This window comes from Amycolatopsis sp. NPDC004772 (genome assembly GCF_053601215.1).
This window is the reverse complement of the sequence record NZ_JBSGBK010000032.1, coordinates 68238-84901: the sequence shown is the minus strand read 5'-3', so window position 1 is coordinate 84901 and position 16664 is coordinate 68238. Positions and strand designations below refer to the sequence as shown.

The 16664-nt window shown below is 71.5% G+C and carries 18 protein-coding genes and 1 tRNA gene; 10 read left to right on the top strand and 9 right to left on the bottom strand.

Going from position 1 to position 16664, the window contains the following annotated elements; translation table 11 throughout:
• Nucleotides 1–100 precede the first annotated feature (100 nt).
• On the bottom strand, nt 101–1558 hold the full coding sequence (locus ACWEF6_RS21055; RefSeq protein ID WP_449684494.1) for a flavin-containing monooxygenase: 1458 nt from the start codon (nt 1556–1558) through the stop codon (nt 101–103).
• A gap of 113 nt (nt 1559–1671) precedes the next feature.
• On the opposite strand from ACWEF6_RS21055, the gene ACWEF6_RS21050 reads away from it, so the two are divergent.
• Both ACWEF6_RS21050 and ACWEF6_RS21045 read left to right on the top strand, forming a co-directional pair.
• Nucleotides 1672–2229: a TetR/AcrR family transcriptional regulator gene (locus tag ACWEF6_RS21050; RefSeq protein ID WP_449684497.1), complete on the top strand. Its 558-nt coding sequence runs from the start codon at nt 1672–1674 to the stop codon at nt 2227–2229.
• A gap of 204 nt (nt 2230–2433) precedes the next feature.
• Nucleotides 2434–2853 (top strand): hypothetical protein, encoded by a 420-nt coding sequence (locus ACWEF6_RS21045; protein ID WP_191316409.1) that lies wholly within the window; start codon nt 2434–2436, stop codon nt 2851–2853.
• A 2-nt stretch (nt 2854–2855) separates the two neighbouring features.
• Here the strand turns inward: ACWEF6_RS21045 and ACWEF6_RS21040 are convergent, their stop codons facing one another.
• A complete protein-coding gene (locus ACWEF6_RS21040) occupies nt 2856–3077 on the bottom strand; it encodes a DUF3618 domain-containing protein (protein WP_004559246.1) in 222 nt (73 codons plus the stop codon).
• 99 nt (nt 3078–3176) lie between these two features.
• Between ACWEF6_RS21040 and ACWEF6_RS21035 the strand changes: the two genes are divergently transcribed.
• Nucleotides 3177–3250 (top strand) — tRNA-Leu (locus ACWEF6_RS21035).
• A gap of 151 nt (nt 3251–3401) precedes the next feature.
• Here the strand turns inward: ACWEF6_RS21035 and ACWEF6_RS21030 are convergent.
• The gene (locus ACWEF6_RS21030; RefSeq protein ID WP_449684493.1) at nt 3402–4319 is read right to left on the bottom strand and encodes a helix-turn-helix domain-containing protein; all 918 of its coding nucleotides are present in this window, start codon (nt 4317–4319) and stop codon (nt 3402–3404) included.
• A gap of 70 nt (nt 4320–4389) precedes the next feature.
• Here ACWEF6_RS21030 and ACWEF6_RS21025 point away from each other — a divergent pair, with 70 nt between their 5' ends.
• A complete protein-coding gene (locus ACWEF6_RS21025) occupies nt 4390–5334 on the top strand; it encodes a saccharopine dehydrogenase NADP-binding domain-containing protein (protein ID WP_449684492.1) in 945 nt (314 codons plus the stop codon).
• Here the strand turns inward: ACWEF6_RS21025 and ACWEF6_RS21020 are convergent.
• Nucleotides 5328–6410: an aldo/keto reductase gene (locus ACWEF6_RS21020; RefSeq protein ID WP_449684491.1), complete on the bottom strand. Its 1083-nt coding sequence runs from the start codon at nt 6408–6410 to the stop codon at nt 5328–5330. The genes ACWEF6_RS21025 and ACWEF6_RS21020 overlap by 7 nt on opposite strands.
• A 118-nt stretch (nt 6411–6528) precedes the next feature.
• Here ACWEF6_RS21020 and ACWEF6_RS21015 point away from each other — a divergent pair, with 118 nt between their 5' ends.
• The 6 genes from ACWEF6_RS21015 to ACWEF6_RS20990 all read left to right on the top strand — a co-directional run bounded on the left by ACWEF6_RS21015 (nt 6529) and on the right by ACWEF6_RS20990 (nt 12994).
• Entirely contained in the window at nt 6529–7404 is an 876-nt protein-coding gene (locus ACWEF6_RS21015) for an AraC family transcriptional regulator (RefSeq protein ID WP_449684490.1), read from the top strand.
• 50 nt (nt 7405–7454) lie between these two features.
• The gene (locus tag ACWEF6_RS21010; RefSeq protein WP_449684489.1) at nt 7455–8342 is read left to right on the top strand and encodes a hypothetical protein; all 888 of its coding nucleotides are present in this window, start codon (nt 7455–7457) and stop codon (nt 8340–8342) included.
• Between the two features lie 129 nt (nt 8343–8471).
• On the top strand, nt 8472–8654 hold the full coding sequence (locus ACWEF6_RS21005) for a hypothetical protein (RefSeq protein ID WP_310967104.1): 183 nt from the start codon (nt 8472–8474) through the stop codon (nt 8652–8654).
• A 190-nt stretch (nt 8655–8844) separates the two neighbouring features.
• The gene (locus tag ACWEF6_RS21000; RefSeq protein ID WP_449684488.1) at nt 8845–9390 is read left to right on the top strand and encodes a hypothetical protein; all 546 of its coding nucleotides are present in this window, start codon (nt 8845–8847) and stop codon (nt 9388–9390) included.
• A 15-nt stretch (nt 9391–9405) separates the two neighbouring features.
• Nucleotides 9406–9879, top strand: a complete 474-nt coding sequence (gene bcp, locus ACWEF6_RS20995; protein ID WP_449684487.1) for a thioredoxin-dependent thiol peroxidase — start codon at nt 9406–9408, stop codon at nt 9877–9879.
• A gap of 4 nt (nt 9880–9883) precedes the next feature.
• Nucleotides 9884–12994, top strand: a complete 3111-nt coding sequence (locus ACWEF6_RS20990) for an NACHT domain-containing protein (RefSeq protein WP_449684486.1) — start codon at nt 9884–9886, stop codon at nt 12992–12994.
• Here the strand turns inward: ACWEF6_RS20990 and rdgB are convergent.
• From rdgB to ACWEF6_RS20965, 5 genes are read right to left on the bottom strand one after another with little or no spacing between them, the layout of a single operon-like run.
• On the bottom strand, nt 12991–13593 hold the full coding sequence (rdgB, locus tag ACWEF6_RS20985; RefSeq protein ID WP_449684485.1) for an RdgB/HAM1 family non-canonical purine NTP pyrophosphatase: 603 nt from the start codon (nt 13591–13593) through the stop codon (nt 12991–12993). The genes ACWEF6_RS20990 and rdgB overlap by 4 nt on opposite strands.
• Nucleotides 13590–14366 (bottom strand): ribonuclease PH, encoded by a 777-nt coding sequence (gene rph / locus ACWEF6_RS20980; protein WP_449684484.1) that lies wholly within the window; start codon nt 14364–14366, stop codon nt 13590–13592. Before rph ends, rdgB begins: the two co-directional genes overlap by 4 nt.
• 23 nt (nt 14367–14389) lie before the next feature.
• Entirely contained in the window at nt 14390–15157 is a 768-nt protein-coding gene (locus ACWEF6_RS20975) for an MBL fold metallo-hydrolase (protein ID WP_449684483.1), read from the bottom strand.
• Between the two features lie 29 nt (nt 15158–15186).
• Nucleotides 15187–15993 carry a glutamate racemase gene (murI, locus tag ACWEF6_RS20970; RefSeq protein WP_449684482.1) on the bottom strand — a complete coding sequence of 269 codons (807 nt, stop codon included), beginning with the start codon at nt 15991–15993 and terminating at the stop codon, nt 15187–15189.
• Nucleotides 15990–16619: a rhomboid family intramembrane serine protease gene (locus tag ACWEF6_RS20965; protein WP_449684481.1), complete on the bottom strand. Its 630-nt coding sequence runs from the start codon at nt 16617–16619 to the stop codon at nt 15990–15992. Before ACWEF6_RS20965 ends, murI begins: the two co-directional genes overlap by 4 nt.
• Nucleotides 16620–16664: the final 45 nt, after the last annotated feature.

Genomic DNA, 16664 nt, shown 5'->3' with positions numbered 1-16664 from the left:
TGGGGCCCCGCCCCGGCCCCTCCCCCCCCCCGCTCTCCCCCCCCGCGGGGGGTTTGTTTGTTTTTGGGGTTTTAAACCCCCCAACACCACCCCACGACGCTCAGCCGACCTGGAAGTCTTCGCGCCGCACTTTCCGCGTGTCCAGCCAGTACCGCCAGGTGAAGCCGGGCCAGATCGTCCGGTTGACGCCCTTCGCGTCGAGGTACCAGCTCTTGCAGCCGCCGCGGGTCCAGATGCCCTTCGCGAGCTTGCGCTGGATCTGCCGGTTGAACCGCTCCTGCACTTCCGGCTTCGGTTCGATGGGCTTCCCGCGGGCCAGCCGCAGCGCTTCGGCGACGTAGGAGATCTGAGCCTCGATCATGAACACGACGGAGTTGTGCCCGAGCCCGGTGTTCGGGCCGAGCAGGAAGAACAGGTTCGGGAACCCGGCGACGGTGATGCCCAGGTGCGTCCGCATCCCCTCGGTCGCCCACTCCTTGCCGAGGTTGCGCCCGTCGCGGCCGACGATCTCCAGGTCGTCGAAGGCGTCGGTGACGTGGAAGCCGGTGCCGTAGACGATGACGTCGGCCGCGTGCTCGACCCCCGCGGCGTCGACGACGCTGCGCTCGCGGACCTCCCGCACGCCCTCGGTCACGACGTCGACGTTGTCGCGCGCCAGAGCCGGGTAGTAGTCGTTGGAGATGAGCACGCGCTTGCAGCCCATGGTGTAGTCCGGGGTGACCTTGCGCCGCAGCTGCGGGTCCTCGATCGCGCGGTGGATGTTGCGCTTGGCGATCCGCTGCCCGAGCTTCATCACCCACGACTGGCCGTTGAAGCCGACAGCCCGCGCTTCGAGCAGCCAGTAGAGCAGGGTGCGGTAGGCGCGCTGGGCCGGCGGGACGGCCTTGAACAGCGCGCGCGTCCGGCCGGACATCTCGTGGTCGGCCTTCGGCATGATCCACGGCGGCGTCCGCTGGAACAGCGTCAGCTCCGCCACCTCGGGGGCGATCTTCGGGACGAACTGGACCGCGCTGGCGCCGGTGCCGATGACGGCGACCTTCTTGCCCGCGAGGTCGACGTCGTGCCGCCACCGCGCGGAGTGGTAGGCCGGGCCCTCGAACCGCTCGATCCCGGGCAGCTCCGGGATCATCGGCAGGTGGAGGGCGCCGACCCCGGCGACCAGCGCGGTCCCGGCGAACTCGTCGCCGCCCCTCGTGGCGACGTGCCACCGGCCTTCCTCGGCGTCCCAGCGGGCGCCGGTCATCTCCTGCCCGAACCGGATGAACCGGCGCAGGTCGTGCTTGTCGGCGACCTCGCGCATGTACCGCCAGATCTCCGGCTGCGGCGAGTACGCCCGCGACCAGCCCGGGTTCTGCTCGAAGGAGAACGAGTACATGTGCGACGGGATGTCGCAGGCGCAGCCCGGGTAGCTGTTGTCCCGCCAGGTGCCGCCGACGTCGTGGGCCTTTTCGAGGATGACGAAGTCCTCGCGGCCCTCCTTGCGCAGCTGGATCGCCATGCCGAGACCGGAGAACCCGGTCCCGACGATGACGACCCCGGTCTCCGTGCGGTTGCCCATGACGCCTCCGGGTTCCTGTTACTCGTCGTCCATCTTACTGGGAGTAGGTTACCAGCGGTAGAGTGTTACCCGTGACCACCGCGAAGCGCAAGCGCATGCCACGGGCCGACCGGATGCGGCAGATGATCGAGGTTGCCGAGCAGGTCTTTTCCGAGCGCGGCTACGCGGCGGCGTCGATGGACGAGATCGCCGAGCTGGTGGGTGTCTCGAAGCCGATGCTCTACGAGTACTTCAACTCGAAGGAAGGTCTCCTGCTGGCCTGCATCCGGGAGTCGCGCGCGGTGCTGCGCGAGGTCACCGAGCAGGCGACCGTCGGGGCGGCCGACGCCGAGGACGCGCTCCGCCGCGGCCTGCTGGCCTTCTTCGTCTTCATCCGCGAACGGCGGCAGGCGTGGTCGCTGCTGCGGCACGAGATGGCCCTGATCGGGACGCCGGCCGCCGACGAGGTCGAGGAAACCCGTCGTCAGCAGACCGACCTCATCGCCGCGCTGATGAGCGGCCACTTCGACACCGGGGACGACCTGAAGGCCGAAGCGGCCGCGGAATTCGTGGTCGGAGCGTGCGAACGGCTCGCGATCTGGTGCGAGCGGCACGAGGAAGTGAGCCCCGAGACGGCCACCGAATACGCCATGGACGTGCTGTGGAGCGGCCTGCGGGACCGTGCACGGTAACTTGCGCGTGCACTAGGCCATCTGGTGATTACTCACAGCAATCGTGTCTTGTGACACAGAGTTGCACTACTGTTCTGGTGACACGGTAGAAAGTGTGCTGGACCTTCACGGCCGGAGGAGGGGCACGGGAGCCGCGTCACGAAAGCGCGGTGACCGCGTCACGGTTGTGTAAGGATGCTGGTGAGGGAGAGGGGTGTGAGGCAGATGGTGGAAACGATCACGGCGACGTACGTTCAGGAAGACGCCGACTGGGCCATCACGGTCAGCGGCCGCGGCAAGGAGCTGACCGCCCGTGAGCCCGGCATCATCGCCGCGCGCGACCGGGCCGACCAGCTGGTCGAGGAGCTCGCCGGCGACGCCAAGACGACGGTGGTCCACCTGCTCAACGGCAGTGCACTGGACTTCACCAGCGCGTACATGACGGCGCGCCTGACGCTTCCGAAGCTCCCGCCGCTCGAAGTCCCGCCGCCCGGGAGCGTGCCGAAGCAGCAGACACCGGCGTCGGCGGACAAGAAGCCCCAGCTGCCGCCGAGCAAGCAGCTCCCGAAGGCGGTCGAGGATCGCAAGGCCCCGGCCGAGCCGGCGCCCGCCGCGGAGAGCAAGGCGCCGGCGAAGCAGGCCTAGCGCTACTTGAGGAGCTTGCGCACCAGCAGGACAAGCACGAGGACGCCCGCACCGATCAGCGGGAACTTGACCTTGGGGTTGTCCAGCTTGGCGCGCACGCCGTCCTTGGCCGCGTCGGCGAGCTTCTTCGGGTCGGCCTTGACGGTCAGCTGGTCGAGCGTCGCCGCCAGGGCGGTCCTAGCCTGCTCGATCTCACGCTCGATCGTCTCGGGATCGCGGGCCACGTGTCCTCCTCGCCGCATGGGACTTCCAGGACCCAACTTAGTCGACCGCCCCGCCGCGTCCGCACGGGCCACGCCGCACGCTAGGCTGCGGAGTACCGGGGGCCCGTAGCCCAATTGGCAGAGGCACACGGTTTAGGTCCGTGCCAGTGAGAGTTCGAGTCTCTCCGGGCCCACTCGGGGGTTGGGCGAGGTCTGCTCGCGGAAAGCGCTCGCCCCCACCCCCTCGTCGTGTTTTCCGGGGGTGCAACCCCCGGGCCCCGCCCGGCGGGCTCCGCCCCCGGACCCCCGTCGTGGTCCGGCTTGCCGGCAGCCCTCACCTTCGTCTCAGCTCCGGAACGTCCGCCGGTAGGTGTCCGGCGGCACGCCGACCGTCCGGTTGAAGTGCCGCCGCAACGTCGTCGCCGTGCCCATGCCGACCGCCTCCGCGACCGCGTCGATGCTCGCGTCCGTGTTCTCCAGCAGCTCCTGGGCCCGGCGGATGCGCTGGTTCAGCAGCCACTGCAACGGCGTCGTGCCCGTGGCCGACCGGAAGCGGCGGCCCAGGTGGCGGCTGCTCATGTTCGCCTCGCGGGCCAGGTCCTCGACCGTCAGCGGCCGGTCGAGGCGGGCGGTGATCCACGGGAGCAGCTCGGCCAGCGGGTGGTCGTCGCGGCTCGGGACCGGCGTCGTGACGAACTGGGCCTGGCCGCCCGCCCGGTGCGGCGGCACCACCAGGCGGCGGGCGATCGCGTTGGCCGCCGCCGGGCCGTGGTCGGCACGGACCAGGTGCAGGCACAGGTCCATCGCCGCCGCCTTGCCCGCCGAGGTGAGGACCTGGCCGTTGTCCACGTAGAGCACGTCCGGGTCCACCGTCACGTCCGGGTAGCGGGCGGCCAGGACGTCCGTGTGGGCCCAGTGCGTGGTCGCGCGCAAGCCGTCCAGCAGGCCGGCGGCCGCCAGCACGAAGGCGCCCGTGCACAGCGACGCCACGCGGGCGCCGCGGGTGTGGGCCGCGCGCACGGCGTCGATCAGGTCCGCCGGCGGGGCCGCGTCGACGTCGGCCCAGCCCGGCACGAGCACCGTGTCCGCGCGCGCCAGCCGGTCGAGGCCGTGGTCCGGCTCCAGCAGGAAGCGGCCCACCCGCACCGGAGCCGAGCCGCAGACCGCGAAGCCGTACCGGGGGTCGTCGCCGAACACCTCGGTGGCGATCGTCAGCTCGAACGACAGCATCCCGTCGGTGGCGGCGAGGGCGACGGCGTGCATGTCCGAAAGTGTACGCATCATGTCATTCCGGACACTGGTGACGGTGTCCGGCGCTCGCCAGGATGACCTCATGACTTCGGTACTGGTTTACGGCGCTTATGGGCACACCGGCCGCTTCGTGGTGGCCGAGCTGGAAAAGCGCGGTTTCGACGCCGTCCTTTCCGGACGGAACGCGGCGAAGCTGCCGGGCGGGCGGCCGGCGTCGGCCGACGACCCGGCCGCCCTCGACCGCGCGCTCGACGGCGTCGACGCGGTGATCAACTGCGCGGGCCCGTTCGCCGGCACGGCCATCCCGCTCGCCGAGGCGGCCATCCGCGCCGGCGTCCCGTACGTCGACGTCGCCGCCGAGATCGAGGCGAACCTCGACACCCTCGCGCTGACCGCCGACACCGCGGTCGTCCCCGCGATGGCGTTCTTCGGCGGCCTGGCCGACCTGCTGGCCACTGCGGCGATGGGCGACTGGACGGCGGCCGACGAGATCCACGTCGCCTACGGGCTCAGCGGCTGGCGCCCGACGGCCGGCACCCTCGAAGCGGGCCGGGTGTCCCGGGAACGCCGTGGCGGCAAGCGCATCCGGTACGCGGGCGGCCGGCTGGACTACCGCGAAGACGCCCTGCCGACGCGCGAGTGGGCGTTCCCCGAGCCGCTCGGCTCCCGGCCGGTCTTCGGCGAGTTCTCGATGGCCGACATCGTGACGATCCCGAGGCACCTGGCGGTCCGCGACGTCGTCAGCTACATGACGGTCGACGCGGCCCAGGGCCTGGCGGCGGCCGGCGAGCGCGACGCGGCCGAGACGTTCGTGGTGGACGTCGTGGTGCGCGCCGGCGACGAGGAACGCCGGATCGTGGCGCGCGGCGAAGACATCTACGCGGTGAGCGCGCCGCTGGCGGTGGAGGCGGTCGACCGGATCCTGACCGGGCGGACGAAGGCGAAGGGCGTCGCCACGGCCGGCGAGATGTTCGACGCGGCCGACTTCCTGCGGGCGCTGGCGCCGCACATCACGGTGGGTCAGTAGCGGACCCCGCTCTGCAGCAACGGCGGGTACACAGTGGACGGTTCACCGTCGACCGTCGTGCCCGCGTACTGCAGCATCGCCCGCTGGGCGCCGTGCATCGGGGCCGGATAATCCAGCTCAGGCGCGGAAACGGCGTCCAAAGTGGCCAGCTGCGCCGGGGTCAGCGTGACGTCCAGCCCGGCCAGGTTGCCGGTCAGGTGCTCCAGCCGCCGCGCGCCGACGATCGGGACCACCGTTCCGCGCCGCGCCCGCAGCCACGCGAGCGACACCGCCGCGGACGTCGACCCGAGCTCCTCGGCGATCGCCGCGACCGCGTCGATGACCGCGAACTCCGCTTCGGACGGGCCGCCGACGAAGGCCGCGCGGGCGGAATCCGGCGTCGCGGCGCCGCGGCGGTACTTGCCGGACAGGAAACCGTTCTTCAGCGGGCTCCACGGCACCAGCGCCAGGCCCTGGTCCAGCGCGAACGGCGCCAGCTCGCCCTCGACCGTCCGCGCCAGCAGCGAATACTCGACCTGCAGCGCGATCAACGGCGTCCAGCCGCGCAGCAACGCCGTCGTCTGCGCCTGCGCGGTGACCCACGCCGGGGTGTTCGAGAAGCCGACGTACCGGATCTTGCCCGCGCGCACCAGGTCGTCGAGGGTCCGCATGGTCTCCTCGATCGGCGTGGCGCGGTCCCAGTTGTGCAGCCAGTACAGGTCCAGGTAGTCGGTCTGCAGCCGCCGGAGCGTCTCGTCGAGCTGGGCGATGATCGACGCGCGGCCGGCGCCGCCGCCGTTGGGGTCGCCGGGGAACATGTTGCCGAAGAACTTCGACGCGAGCACCACCCGCGCCCGGCGGCCCGGCTGGGCGGCGAAGAAGTCGCCGAGGATCTTCTCGGAATGGCCGTTGGTGTAGAAGTTCGCCGTGTCGACGAAGTTGCCGCCGAGGTCGAGGTAGGTCGCGAGGATCTTCTCGGACTCCTCGACGTCGCAGCCGGCGCCGCCGGGGTCTTCCCCGAAGGTCATCGCGCCGAGGGCGAACGGGCTGACGCGGAGGCCGGAGCGGCCGAGGGTGACGTAGTGATCGAGTGACACGAAACTCTCCATGGGTCGTCGGATCGACCACTCAAGGAAACCGCGTATGCCCTGTTCAACGGTAGACCGATCGCGTCGACCTCTTGCACAATCCTCTCGACGCGGGTTTCCTGGACGGGTGCTCGAAGAACTCCGCGACCTCGTCGCCCGGCACGCCCACGCCGACCTGCGCACGCCGGTGCCGGGCCTGCTGCTGTCCAAAGTGGAAACGAGCGAGCCGCACCACTCGCTCGCCGAGCCGCTGCTGGTCGTCATGGCCCAGGGTGGCAAGCGCCTGCTGCTCGGCGAGCAGGTGCACGAGTACCGCGCCGGGCAGTACCTGCTGGTCGGCACCGACCTGCCGGTGACCGGCCACTTCGTCGGCGCCACCCCGCGGACGCCGGCGCTGGGCCTGGGCCTCGCGCTGCGGCCCGCGGCGATCGCCCCGCTGCTGCCCGAGGCGCCGCCCCGCACCCCGCCGGCGTCCCCGATCGCCGTCGACGACGCCGGTCCGGAGCTGCTCGACGCGGCGCTGCGCCTGCTCCGGCTGCTCGACCACCCGTCGGACGTGCCCGTGCTCACGCCCCTGATCGAGCGGGAGATCCTGTGGCGGCTGCTGACCGGCCCGCACGGCGGCCTGGTCCGCCGGATCGGCCTGGCCGGCGGCGGAGCCGCGCACGTCGGCCGCGCGATCCGCTGGATCAGGGACAACTACGCCGAGCCGATGCGGATCGAGGAGCTCGCGCGGCTGAGCGGCTTGAGCGCGTCGGCGTTCCACCGCCAGTTCCGCGCCACCACGGCGCTGAGCCCGCTGCAGTTCCAGAAGCGCATCCGCCTGCAGGAGGCCCGGTCGCTGCTGCTGGCCGACGCGGGCGACGTCGCCGGCGTCGGGCACCTCGTCGGTTACGACAGCCCGTCGCAGTTCAACCGCGAGTACCGCCGCCTGTTCGGCGCCCCGCCCGGGCAGGACGCGGCCCGGCTGCGCTCGGCTCCCGCCGGACCGCAGCTGCCGTGACGTCCGATCCGTTCAAGACGGCCGGCCGCGCCGGGTGCGACGCTGGCGGCATGTCCGTGAACCTTCCCGCGGCGGCGTCCTTCATGGCGACGCACGCCCGCCTCCTCGACCGCCGCCGTTTCGAACTGCTCGACGGCGCCACCGACGCCGACGCGGTGCTGGCCGCCGTCGACGGCTACCGCAACCCGGACGGCGGTTACGGCTGGGGCCTCGAACCGGACCTGCGAGCGCCGGAAAGCCAGCCCGGCGGCGCCCTCCACGCCTTCGAGGTGTTCGAGGAGGTCGCCCCGCGGACCACGCCGCACGCGGAGCGGCTCTGCGACTGGCTGGCGACGGCGTCCCGTCCGGACGGTGGCCTGCCGTTCGCGCTGCCCGTGGCGGACCCGGCCGGCTGCGCGCCCTTCTGGGCGCAGGCCGATCCGGCCGTGGCCACCCTGCAGAGCACCGCGTTCACCGCCGGCGTGGCCCTGCGCGTCGCCCGGCACGACCGGGCCGTGCGGGAACACCCGTGGCTGGCCGCGGCGACGCAGTACTGCTTCCGCGCCCTCCGCGAGCTTTCCGGGCCACCGCACGCGATCGCGTTGTCCTTCGCGGTGCAGTTCGTCGACGCCGCCCACGAACTCCACGCGGAAGCGCCGGCGCTCCTGGAGCACCTCGCCGCGTTCGTCCCGGCCGACGGGCTGGCCCCGGTGGACGGTGGTTCGGAGGGCGAAACCCTCCGCGCCTTGGATTTCGCGCCGCTGCCGGACCGTCCGGCGCGCGCGTTGTTCGCCGCCGACGTCGTCGACGCGGAACTGCGGCGGCTCGCGGAGGCGCAACAGGACGACGGCGGCTGGCGGGTGGATTTCGCGAGCTTCTCGCCCGCCGCGTCGCTCGAATGGCGGGGGTACGCGACCGTCCGTGCCGTGACGATCCTGCGCCGTCACGGCCTGGCTTGAGCTTCTCCACGACCGGTACCGACGTTCACCCGGCCGTGGGATGTCGGGAGTGGACAGCCGCCCGCGCCTTCCGGCGTGCGTGACCGAACGCGTACTGTGACGGGGTCAACCGGTCCCCGGAGGTGGAGCATGGCGTCGCGCAACCCGTTGCGCTGGGTCGCCCGCTGGGCGGACTGGTTCGAGGAGCGCGGCGTGTACGTGCCCGGCGAGGAGAGCCGCGCGGTCGATCCGGTCCGGGATTTCGGCTGGCTGATGACGGCGTGGGTGGCCGGCGTCGCGATCTTCATCCTGCTGTTCGCGCTCGCGGTTTAAGTGGCATGTGGCCAGAGATTGTCACCAGCCGTGCCGTTCCGGTCACGGATTGGCCACGGGGTGGCACCAGGTGCGCGACAACCCCCGGTCGCGCCTCGTAACCACGCGCGATCACGGCCAGAGTGGAGCGGGTTCCCCCGGCAATCCCCCGTTGCCGACGGCACCCGACCCGCCGACTGGAGTACCCGCAATGGCGCTCGCGCGCACCCGCAAGATCATGTTCACCGCAGGACTGCTCGGCCTGGCGGTGGCGTGCGGGGTCCCTTCGGCTCACGAGGGCACCGCGGCCCTCGGCGCGGCGGGCTCCCCCGCGGGCGCCGGCGCCTCGGCCGCACCGGCCGGCAACGATCTCAAGTTCGGCGCCGACCACCGGTTCGCCAGCGGCCTCACGATCTCGGTCGGCTCGCCCCAGTCGTTCCGCCCCAGCCCGTCGGCGTACCCGCAGAGCCCGCGCGGCGCGGCGTTCGACGTCCAGCTGACCAACGACGGCTCGACGACGTACAAGCTCTCGGGGCTCAACGTGACGGCCACCGCGGGCGGCACCGCGGTCAAGCAGGTCGTGGACACCACCCAGGGGTTCACCGGGATCACCGACGCGGGCAAGGACGTGCTGCCGGGCCGTTCGGTGCACATCACGCTGGCGTTCGCGGTCTCGCGCGAGCCGACGCAGCTGCGCCTGCAGATCCGCCCGAGCGCAACCGAAGCCGCCGCGGTCACCTACTGCGGGCCGGCTTGACGTTAGGCTCGGGGCATGACCGAGCGCCTTTCTCCCGGTGACGAAGCCCCGGCCTTCACCCTGCCCGACAGCGAGGGCAAGGAAGTGTCCCTGAGCGACTTCCGCGGCCGGTCCGTGGTGGTGTACTTCTACCCGGCGGCGAGCACCCCGGGCTGCACCAAGCAGGCTTGCGACTTCCGCGACAACCTCGCCGAATTGGACAACGCGGGTTACCAGGTGGTCGGCATCTCGCCTGACACGCAGGCGAAGCTCGCCAAGTTCGTCTCGAACGAAGGCCTGACGTTCCCGCTCCTGGGCGACCCCGAGAAGAAGGTCATCGAGGCCTGGGGCGCGTACGGCGAGAAGAAGAACTACGGGAAGACGTATCTGGGCGTGATCCGGTCGACGTTCGTCGTGGACGCCGACGGCAAGATCGCCCACGCCTTCTACAACGTCCGCGCGACCGGGCACGTGGCGAAGCTGATCCGGGACATCGGCCTGGCTTCCTGACGCCGTGACGAGCCTGGAGGGGCCGGCACTGAAGCTGGGCGGTCAGATCGCCTCGGCCGCGGCGAAGTCGTGGCTGCAGCGGCGGAAGGCCGGTGTCACGCGGTCCACCGAGCTGGCCGAGCTGGCGGCAGGTGAGCTGAAGGGGCCGCTGGAACGGCGCAAGCTGGAGAACCTGATCCAGCACATCGGCACGCAGGTGGCCGAGCAGCTAGAGCCGGTCCTCGCCGATCGGTTCTCGACGCTGCCTCCGCACGAGATCGAAGCCGCCTTCCTCGCCGTGGCGGATGCGCTGGGCAAGGCCGATCTGTCCGACCAAGCGTTGCTGGCGGCGGACGCCGATCCGGAGCAGCTGGCCAGGAAGGTCCGCGGCGACCTCCCGCGCGAGCGGCTCCTCGCCCCGAAGGCCGGCGCGCTGTACGAGCTGGCGCTGGACCAGGCGTGCCGCCACCTCGTGCAGCTCGTCCGCCACCTGCCGTCGTTCCAGCCACGAGCGCTCGCCGACGTCCTCGGCCGGCTGAGCCGCCAGAGCGACCAGCTCGAAGAGCTGCTGGCCCGGGTGCCGAAGACCAGCCTCGCGGCCCCGGAGGGCGTCGATCACGACGCCGAGTTCGAAGCGGCGTACCGCCGGCAGCTCGCCCGCGACCTCGACCGGCTCGAACTGCTCGGCCTGACGATGGACGACCAGCCGGCTTTGCCGTTGACGGTCGCTTACCTGAGCCTGAGCGTCTCCCCCGAGGGCGAACCCCGCCGGGCCGAGCGGCGCATGGACGAGCTGTGGTTCGAGAAGCGGCAGAACCGCACGGGCAGCGCGAACGTGCGCGTGGAGACGGCGCTGAGCGGTGTCACGCACGTGCTGGTCCGCGGCGAAGCCGGGTCGGGCAAGACGACGCTGCTGGACTGGCTGGCGGTGACGGCGGCCCGTGCGGGTTTCACGGGCAAGCTCTCGGAGTGGAACGGCCGGGTACCGTTCCCCATCCGGCTGCGGAGTTTCGCCGCCGAGCCGTTGCCGCGGCCGGAAGACTTCCTCGCGCACATCGCGCCGATGCTGGCCCCGCCGGACGGCTGGGCCCGTCGCGTGCTGGACAGCGGCCGCGCGATGGTCCTGGTCGACGGCGTCGACGAGGTGGGCACCGGCCACCGCCGCGAGGTGAAATCGTGGCTGCGCAAGCTGTCTTCGGCGTTCCCGGACACGGTGATCGTGGTGACGTCCCGCACGGCGGCGGCCGACCACCGCTGGCTGGCCCACGAGGGGTTCGGCTGCGTCCTGCTGGAGCCGATGGGCGCGGAGGACATCGAGGCACTGGTGGCCCGCTGGCACAACGCGGCCGCGGCGGGCGGGACCGTCCGCCCGGACACGGACCTGGCCGCGGTCCAGCGCCGGCTGCTCAACCAGCTCGATTCCCGGCCGCACCTGCGTACTCTGGCCGCGAGCCCCCTGTTGTGCGCGATGTTGTGCGCGTTGAACCTGGCGCACCGGTCGGAGCTGCCGCGCGACCGGATGGACCTGTACCGCAAGGCGTTGTCGATGCTGTTGCACCTGCGCGACGCCGAGCGCCGCATCGACGTGATCCTGACGGAGGCGCAGAAGCAGATCCTGCTGGGAGACCTGGCCTGGCGGCTGTCGCTGGCGTCGAAGGTGGAGCTGCCGAAGGAGCGGGTGCTCTCGCACGTCTCGCGCCGGCTGCCGTCGCTACCGCACGTCGATCACACGCCGGCCGAGGTCCTGAACCACCTTCTGGAGCGCAGCGGGGTGTTGCGCGAGCCGGTGCGAGACCGCGTGGATTTCGTGCACCGGACGTTCCAGGAGTGCCTGGCGGCCAACGAGGCCACGGAACAGGACCACCTGGAGACGTTGATCGACCGGGCGCATCTGGACACGTGGTGGGAGACGTTCGTGATGGCGTGCGGCCACGCGAAGCACCACCAGGCCGGGACTCTGCTGAGCGGGATCCTGGACCGGGCGGACGCGGAACCCCGCCACGCCAGGCACCTGCGCCTGCTCGCGGCCGCCTGCCTGGAGACGGTGAGCAACGCTTCCCCGGAAGTCCTGGCCCGGATCGAAGCGGTGATCCAGGACAAGCTGGTGCCACCGCGAAGCCTGCGGGAGACGCGGTCGCTGGCGTCGATCGGGCATCGCGTCTTGCGCTACCTGCCGGAGAGTCTGGATGGTCTTTCGGATGCGGTGGCGGCTGCGTCGGTTCGAGCGGCAGCGCTGACCGCGGGAGAGGATGCGCTGAAGGTCCTGCGCAACTACGCCCAGGACCCACGCAAGGCAGTGCAGGAACAACTGGCCGAGACCTGGCAGTACTTCGATCCCGAACGCTATGCCGCGGAGGTGCTGGCCGACTCACCTTTGGCCGACGGCGCGATCACGGTCCGGGCCGCACGCTTACTGCCGCTGGTGCGGCATCTGAAGGCCTTGACCGAACTGATCGTGTTCCTGCCACGGACGGAGCCGCTCGCCGATCTGAGCGCACTCGACGGCCTGCCTCGGCTCAGCCGGCTCGAATGCGATCTCCAGGGTGATGCGACCGTCGACCTGGCTCCCCTGAGCAGTCACCCGGAACTCGCGACCTTTTCTCTGTACTCGGCCTTCCAGTACACCGGTGAGCACTCCTTGAAGAGCCTCAAGGAACTGGTGAGTTTGGCGCTTTTCCGGAGCGCGCCGGCCGGCACCCTCGAAGTGTTCGGCGAACTGTCCGGCCTGAAGAGGATCACCCTCAACAACCTGCGGCAGGTCGAGACCCTCGATCCCCTGGCAGCACTGGACAATCTGCGGTTCGTCAGTCTGGGGCAGCTTCCGCCGGAGGCACTCGCCGCCTCGGCACCGGTTCCCGGCCCCGAGCAGGTCTACCTCTTCCACGACCAAGATGTCGAGCTCACCGGCGAAACCATCATCCGGTGCTTTCCCCGCGTGCGGGATCTGCACCTCTACGGTCTGGAGGTCACCGGCCTGCGCGAGCTCGCTCTTCCCCAGCTTCGTAACCTCTCGTTCGCTTCGCTGAACAGGCCGGTCGATGTCAGTCCGCTGGCGGAGCTGGCCTTGACCATCAAGGTCGACGACACCGAACTCATCGGCGCCGAAGAGCTCGGCCCCGGCGTCGAACTCCTCTAAGCCAGCTCGCGCAGTGCCGGCACCAGCGCCCGTAAGGCCAGCCCCCGGTGCGAAACCGCGTCCTTCTCCGCCGGCTCCATCTCCGCCGACGTCCGGGACTCCCCGTCCGGCCGGAAGATCGGGTCGTACCCGAACCCGTTCGTCCCACGCCGCGAGCGCACGAGCGTCCCCCGCCACTCACCGCGGACCACCGTCTCCTCGCCCGACGGCAGCACCAAAGCCGCCACGCACACGAACTGCGCCCCACGTCGCTCGTCCGGCACGTCGGAAAGCTGCCCCAGGACCAGATCCAGGTTCGCCTCGTCGTCACCGTGCCGCCCGGACCACCGGGCCGACAGCACCCCGGGCATCCCGTTCAGTGCGTCGACCGCGATCCCCGAGTCATCCGCGATGGCAGCCAACCCCGTGGCCGCAACAGCGTCACGCGCCTTCGCCACGGCGTTGCCCTCGAAGTCCGGTGCCGTCTCCGGCGCCTCCGGGAACGAAGGCACGTCGGCGAGCCCGATCACCTCGAGGCCCGAAAGACCTTCCGCGGCAACGATCCGCCGCAGCTCACCCAGCTTCTTCGCGTTGCGCGTGGCCAGCAGCAGCTTCGTCACTTCGAGCCCTTCTTCTTGTCCGGGCGCGGCTCCGGCAGCTCGCCCGGGTACGGCTGCGCCAGCGCCTCGTTCTGCAAGCGGGTCAGCTCCGCGCACCCCGCGAGCGCCATGTCCAGCATCGTGTCCAAAGTGGACCTCGCGAACGTCGCGCCCTCGCCGGTGCCCTGGACCTCGATCAGGGTGCCCGCGTCGGTGGCCACCACGTTCATGTCGACCTCGGCGCGCGAGTCCTCTTCGTACGGCAGGTCCAGCCGGACGCGGCCGTCGACCACGCCCACGCTCACCGCCGCCACCGAGGACGACAGCGGCTGGGGGTCGTTGAGCCGGTTCGCCGCGCCCAGCCAGGTGATCGCGTCCGCCAGGGCCACGTAACCGCCGGTCACCGCCGCCGTGCGGGTGCCGCCGTCGGCCTGGATGACGTCGCAGTCGATGACGATCGTGTTCTCGCCCAGGGCCGCCAGGTCGATGCACGCCCGCAGCGACCGGCCGATCAGCCGGGAGATCTCGTGCGTGCGGCCGCCGATCCGGCCCTTCACCGACTCGCGGTCACCGCGGGTGTTGGTCGCGGACGGCAGCATCGCGTACTCCGCCGTCACCCAGCCGAGGCCCGAGCCGGCCCGCCAGCGCGGCACCCCTTCGGTGACGCTCGCCGCGCACAGCACCCGCGTGTTGCCGAATTCGATCAGCACCGACCCCGCCGGCCACTGCTGGAACCCCCGGGTGATCTTGATGTCACGGAGCTGGTCGTCGTTCCTGCCATCTTTACGAGCCACAGGTGCACTCTATGACCGCCCCGTCAGACGTCGTAGACGGCACCCTGCTTGACGACCTCCGCGCCGGGGAACCCGGCCGACGCCTCGGCCAGCACCGCCCCGGCGTCGGTCCACGGCGCGATGTGCGTCAGCAGCAGCCGCCCGACACCGGCGTCGCGCGCCAGCTCGCCCGCCTGCTTGCCGGACAGGTGCACCCCGGCCGGCCGCTCCGCCGAATCCGTCCAGGACGCTTCGGCGAGCAGCAGGTCGACGCCGTCGGCGAGCTCGTTCAGAGCCGCGCACGGCCCGGTGTCGCCGGTGAACGCCAGGATCCGGCCGCCGTAGGAGATGCGCAGGCCGTACGCCGGGGTCGGGTGGTCGACCTCGACCGCGACCACCTCGAACGGCCCGATCCGGAACGGCTCGGGCCGCAGCGGCCGGAAGTCGTAGACGTCGGAGAGGTCGGTGACGGCCCGCTCGGTCTCGTTGGGCGCGTACGCGTTGGCCAGCCGGACCGGCGCGTCCGGCGGGGCGTACAGCGGCAGCAGCCGCGGCCGCGCCGGGTACGGCGGCGCCGGGTGGTAGCGCCTCAGGACGGTGAGCGCGCTGACGTCGGCGCAGTGGTCGGGGTGCAGGTGCGTGAGCACGAGCGCGTCCAGGTCGAACGGGTCGGTCACGGCCTGCAGCTGCGCGAGCGTGCCGTTGCCGAGTTCGAGGCCGAGCAGGAAGCCCTCGGCCTCGACCAGGTAACCGGACGCGGCGGCGTTCGGCCCGGGGATGCTGCCGGAGCACCCGAGGATGGTCAGTCGCACTTCGACACCCTAAGCGTCCACCGCCGCGATCACGCGGTGGTGGGAGCGAGGACACCCGGAGCGAATCCCATGAACCGCTGGGCGAGCCGGGTGAACGGCTCGGCGGAGCCGGTGGCGAGGAACTCGTGCCGCGGCGGGGTCTCCCGCGCGGCCAGCAGGTCCAGTTCGGTGAGCACGCGGACGAGGTCCTTCGCCGTCTCGTCGGCACTCGAGACCAGGGTCACTTCCTGGCCCATCACGATCTGCAGCACGCCCTGCAGCAGCGGGTAGTGCGTGCAGCCGAGCACGAGCGTGTCGACCTGGGCGTCGAGCAGCGGCTGCAGGTAGCCCTGCGCCAGCCCGAGCACTTGGCGCCCGGTCGTGATGCCGCGCTCGACGAAGTCGACAAACCGCGGGCAGGCGACGCTGGTGAGCGTGATGTCCGGCGCCGCAGCGAAGGCGTCCTCGTAGGCCCGCGACCGCACGGTGCCCTCGGTGCCGATGACGCCGACGCAGCCGGTGTGCGTCGCCACGACGGCGCGGCGCGCGGCGGGCAGGACGACCTCGATCACCGGGACGTCATAGCGCTCCCGGGCGTCGCGCAGGCAGGCCGCGGACGCCGTGTTGCAGGCGATCACCAGCGCCTTGACGCCGCTTTCGACCAGCTCGTCGAGCGCCGCGAGGGCGTAGCTGCGGGCGGTGGCGATCGGGAGCGGGCCGTACGGGTTGTGCGCCGTGTCGCCGACGTAGCGGAGCTGCTCGGCGGGCAGCTGCTCGAGGATCGCCCTCGCCACCGTCAGCCCGCCGACGCCGGAATCGAACACGCCGATCGGGGCATCAGCGGGCGGAGACGTCACCCTTCGAGGTTACCCGGGGCGGCCTTGCGGGACCGCCGGGTGGTCAGCCACGCCGCGAGGACGCCGGCCAGCGCGCCGAAGACGTGGCCCTGCCAGGAGACGCCGGGGTTGCCCGGCAGCAGCCCGGCCAGCATGCCGCTCCACACGCCGAGCAGGACGACGGCGACCACGATCTGCCCGGCCGCGCGGTTGAACAGGCCGCGGACCAGCAAGTAGGCGAGCCAGCCGAAGGCCAGGCCGGACGCGCCGACGGTGACGCCGTCCGCGGGCCCGATCAGCCACACGCCGAGCCCGGAGACCACCCAGATGATGGCCGTGACCAGCGCGAACCGGCCGATGCCCGCCGCCATCGCGAGGAAGGAGAACAGCAGCACCGGGACGGTGTTCGCGAACAGGTGCGACCAGCCGGCGTGCAGGACGGGCGCGAACAGCACGCCGTCCAGCCCGGACAGCGACCGCGAGTGGATGCCGCCCTGGTCGAGGTCACCGGGGAGGATGACGTCGACCAGCTCGACCAGGTACAGGAGCAGGGTGAACGACAGCGCGACGATCGCGGCCGCCATCGGTTTCGGCGGCAGCACGCGCTTGGCGGCGTCGGTTTCCGGGGCGGGTTGCAGAGTGCTCACGCCTTCGAGGCTACGTCCGGCCCCGGCCCCTTCACCTCGGGTGAA

Coding starts and splice junctions, on each gene's coding strand:
- ACWEF6_RS21055 (WP_449684494.1), bottom strand. CDS start 1,558: ATGGGCAACCGCACGGAGACCGGGGTCGTCATCGTCGGGACCGGGTTC.
- ACWEF6_RS21050 (WP_449684497.1), top strand. CDS start 1,672: ATGCGGCAGATGATCGAGGTTGCCGAGCAGGTCTTTTCCGAGCGCGGC.
- ACWEF6_RS21045 (WP_191316409.1), top strand. CDS start 2,434: ATGGTGGAAACGATCACGGCGACGTACGTTCAGGAAGACGCCGACTGG.
- ACWEF6_RS21030 (WP_449684493.1), bottom strand. CDS start 4,319: ATGCACGCCGTCGCCCTCGCCGCCACCGACGGGATGCTGTCGTTCGAG.
- ACWEF6_RS21025 (WP_449684492.1), top strand. CDS start 4,390: ATGACTTCGGTACTGGTTTACGGCGCTTATGGGCACACCGGCCGCTTC.
- ACWEF6_RS21010 (WP_449684489.1), top strand. CDS start 7,455: ATGTCCGTGAACCTTCCCGCGGCGGCGTCCTTCATGGCGACGCACGCC.
- ACWEF6_RS21005 (WP_310967104.1), top strand. CDS start 8,472: ATGGCGTCGCGCAACCCGTTGCGCTGGGTCGCCCGCTGGGCGGACTGG.
- ACWEF6_RS21000 (WP_449684488.1), top strand. CDS start 8,845: ATGGCGCTCGCGCGCACCCGCAAGATCATGTTCACCGCAGGACTGCTC.
- bcp (WP_449684487.1), top strand. CDS start 9,406: ATGACCGAGCGCCTTTCTCCCGGTGACGAAGCCCCGGCCTTCACCCTG.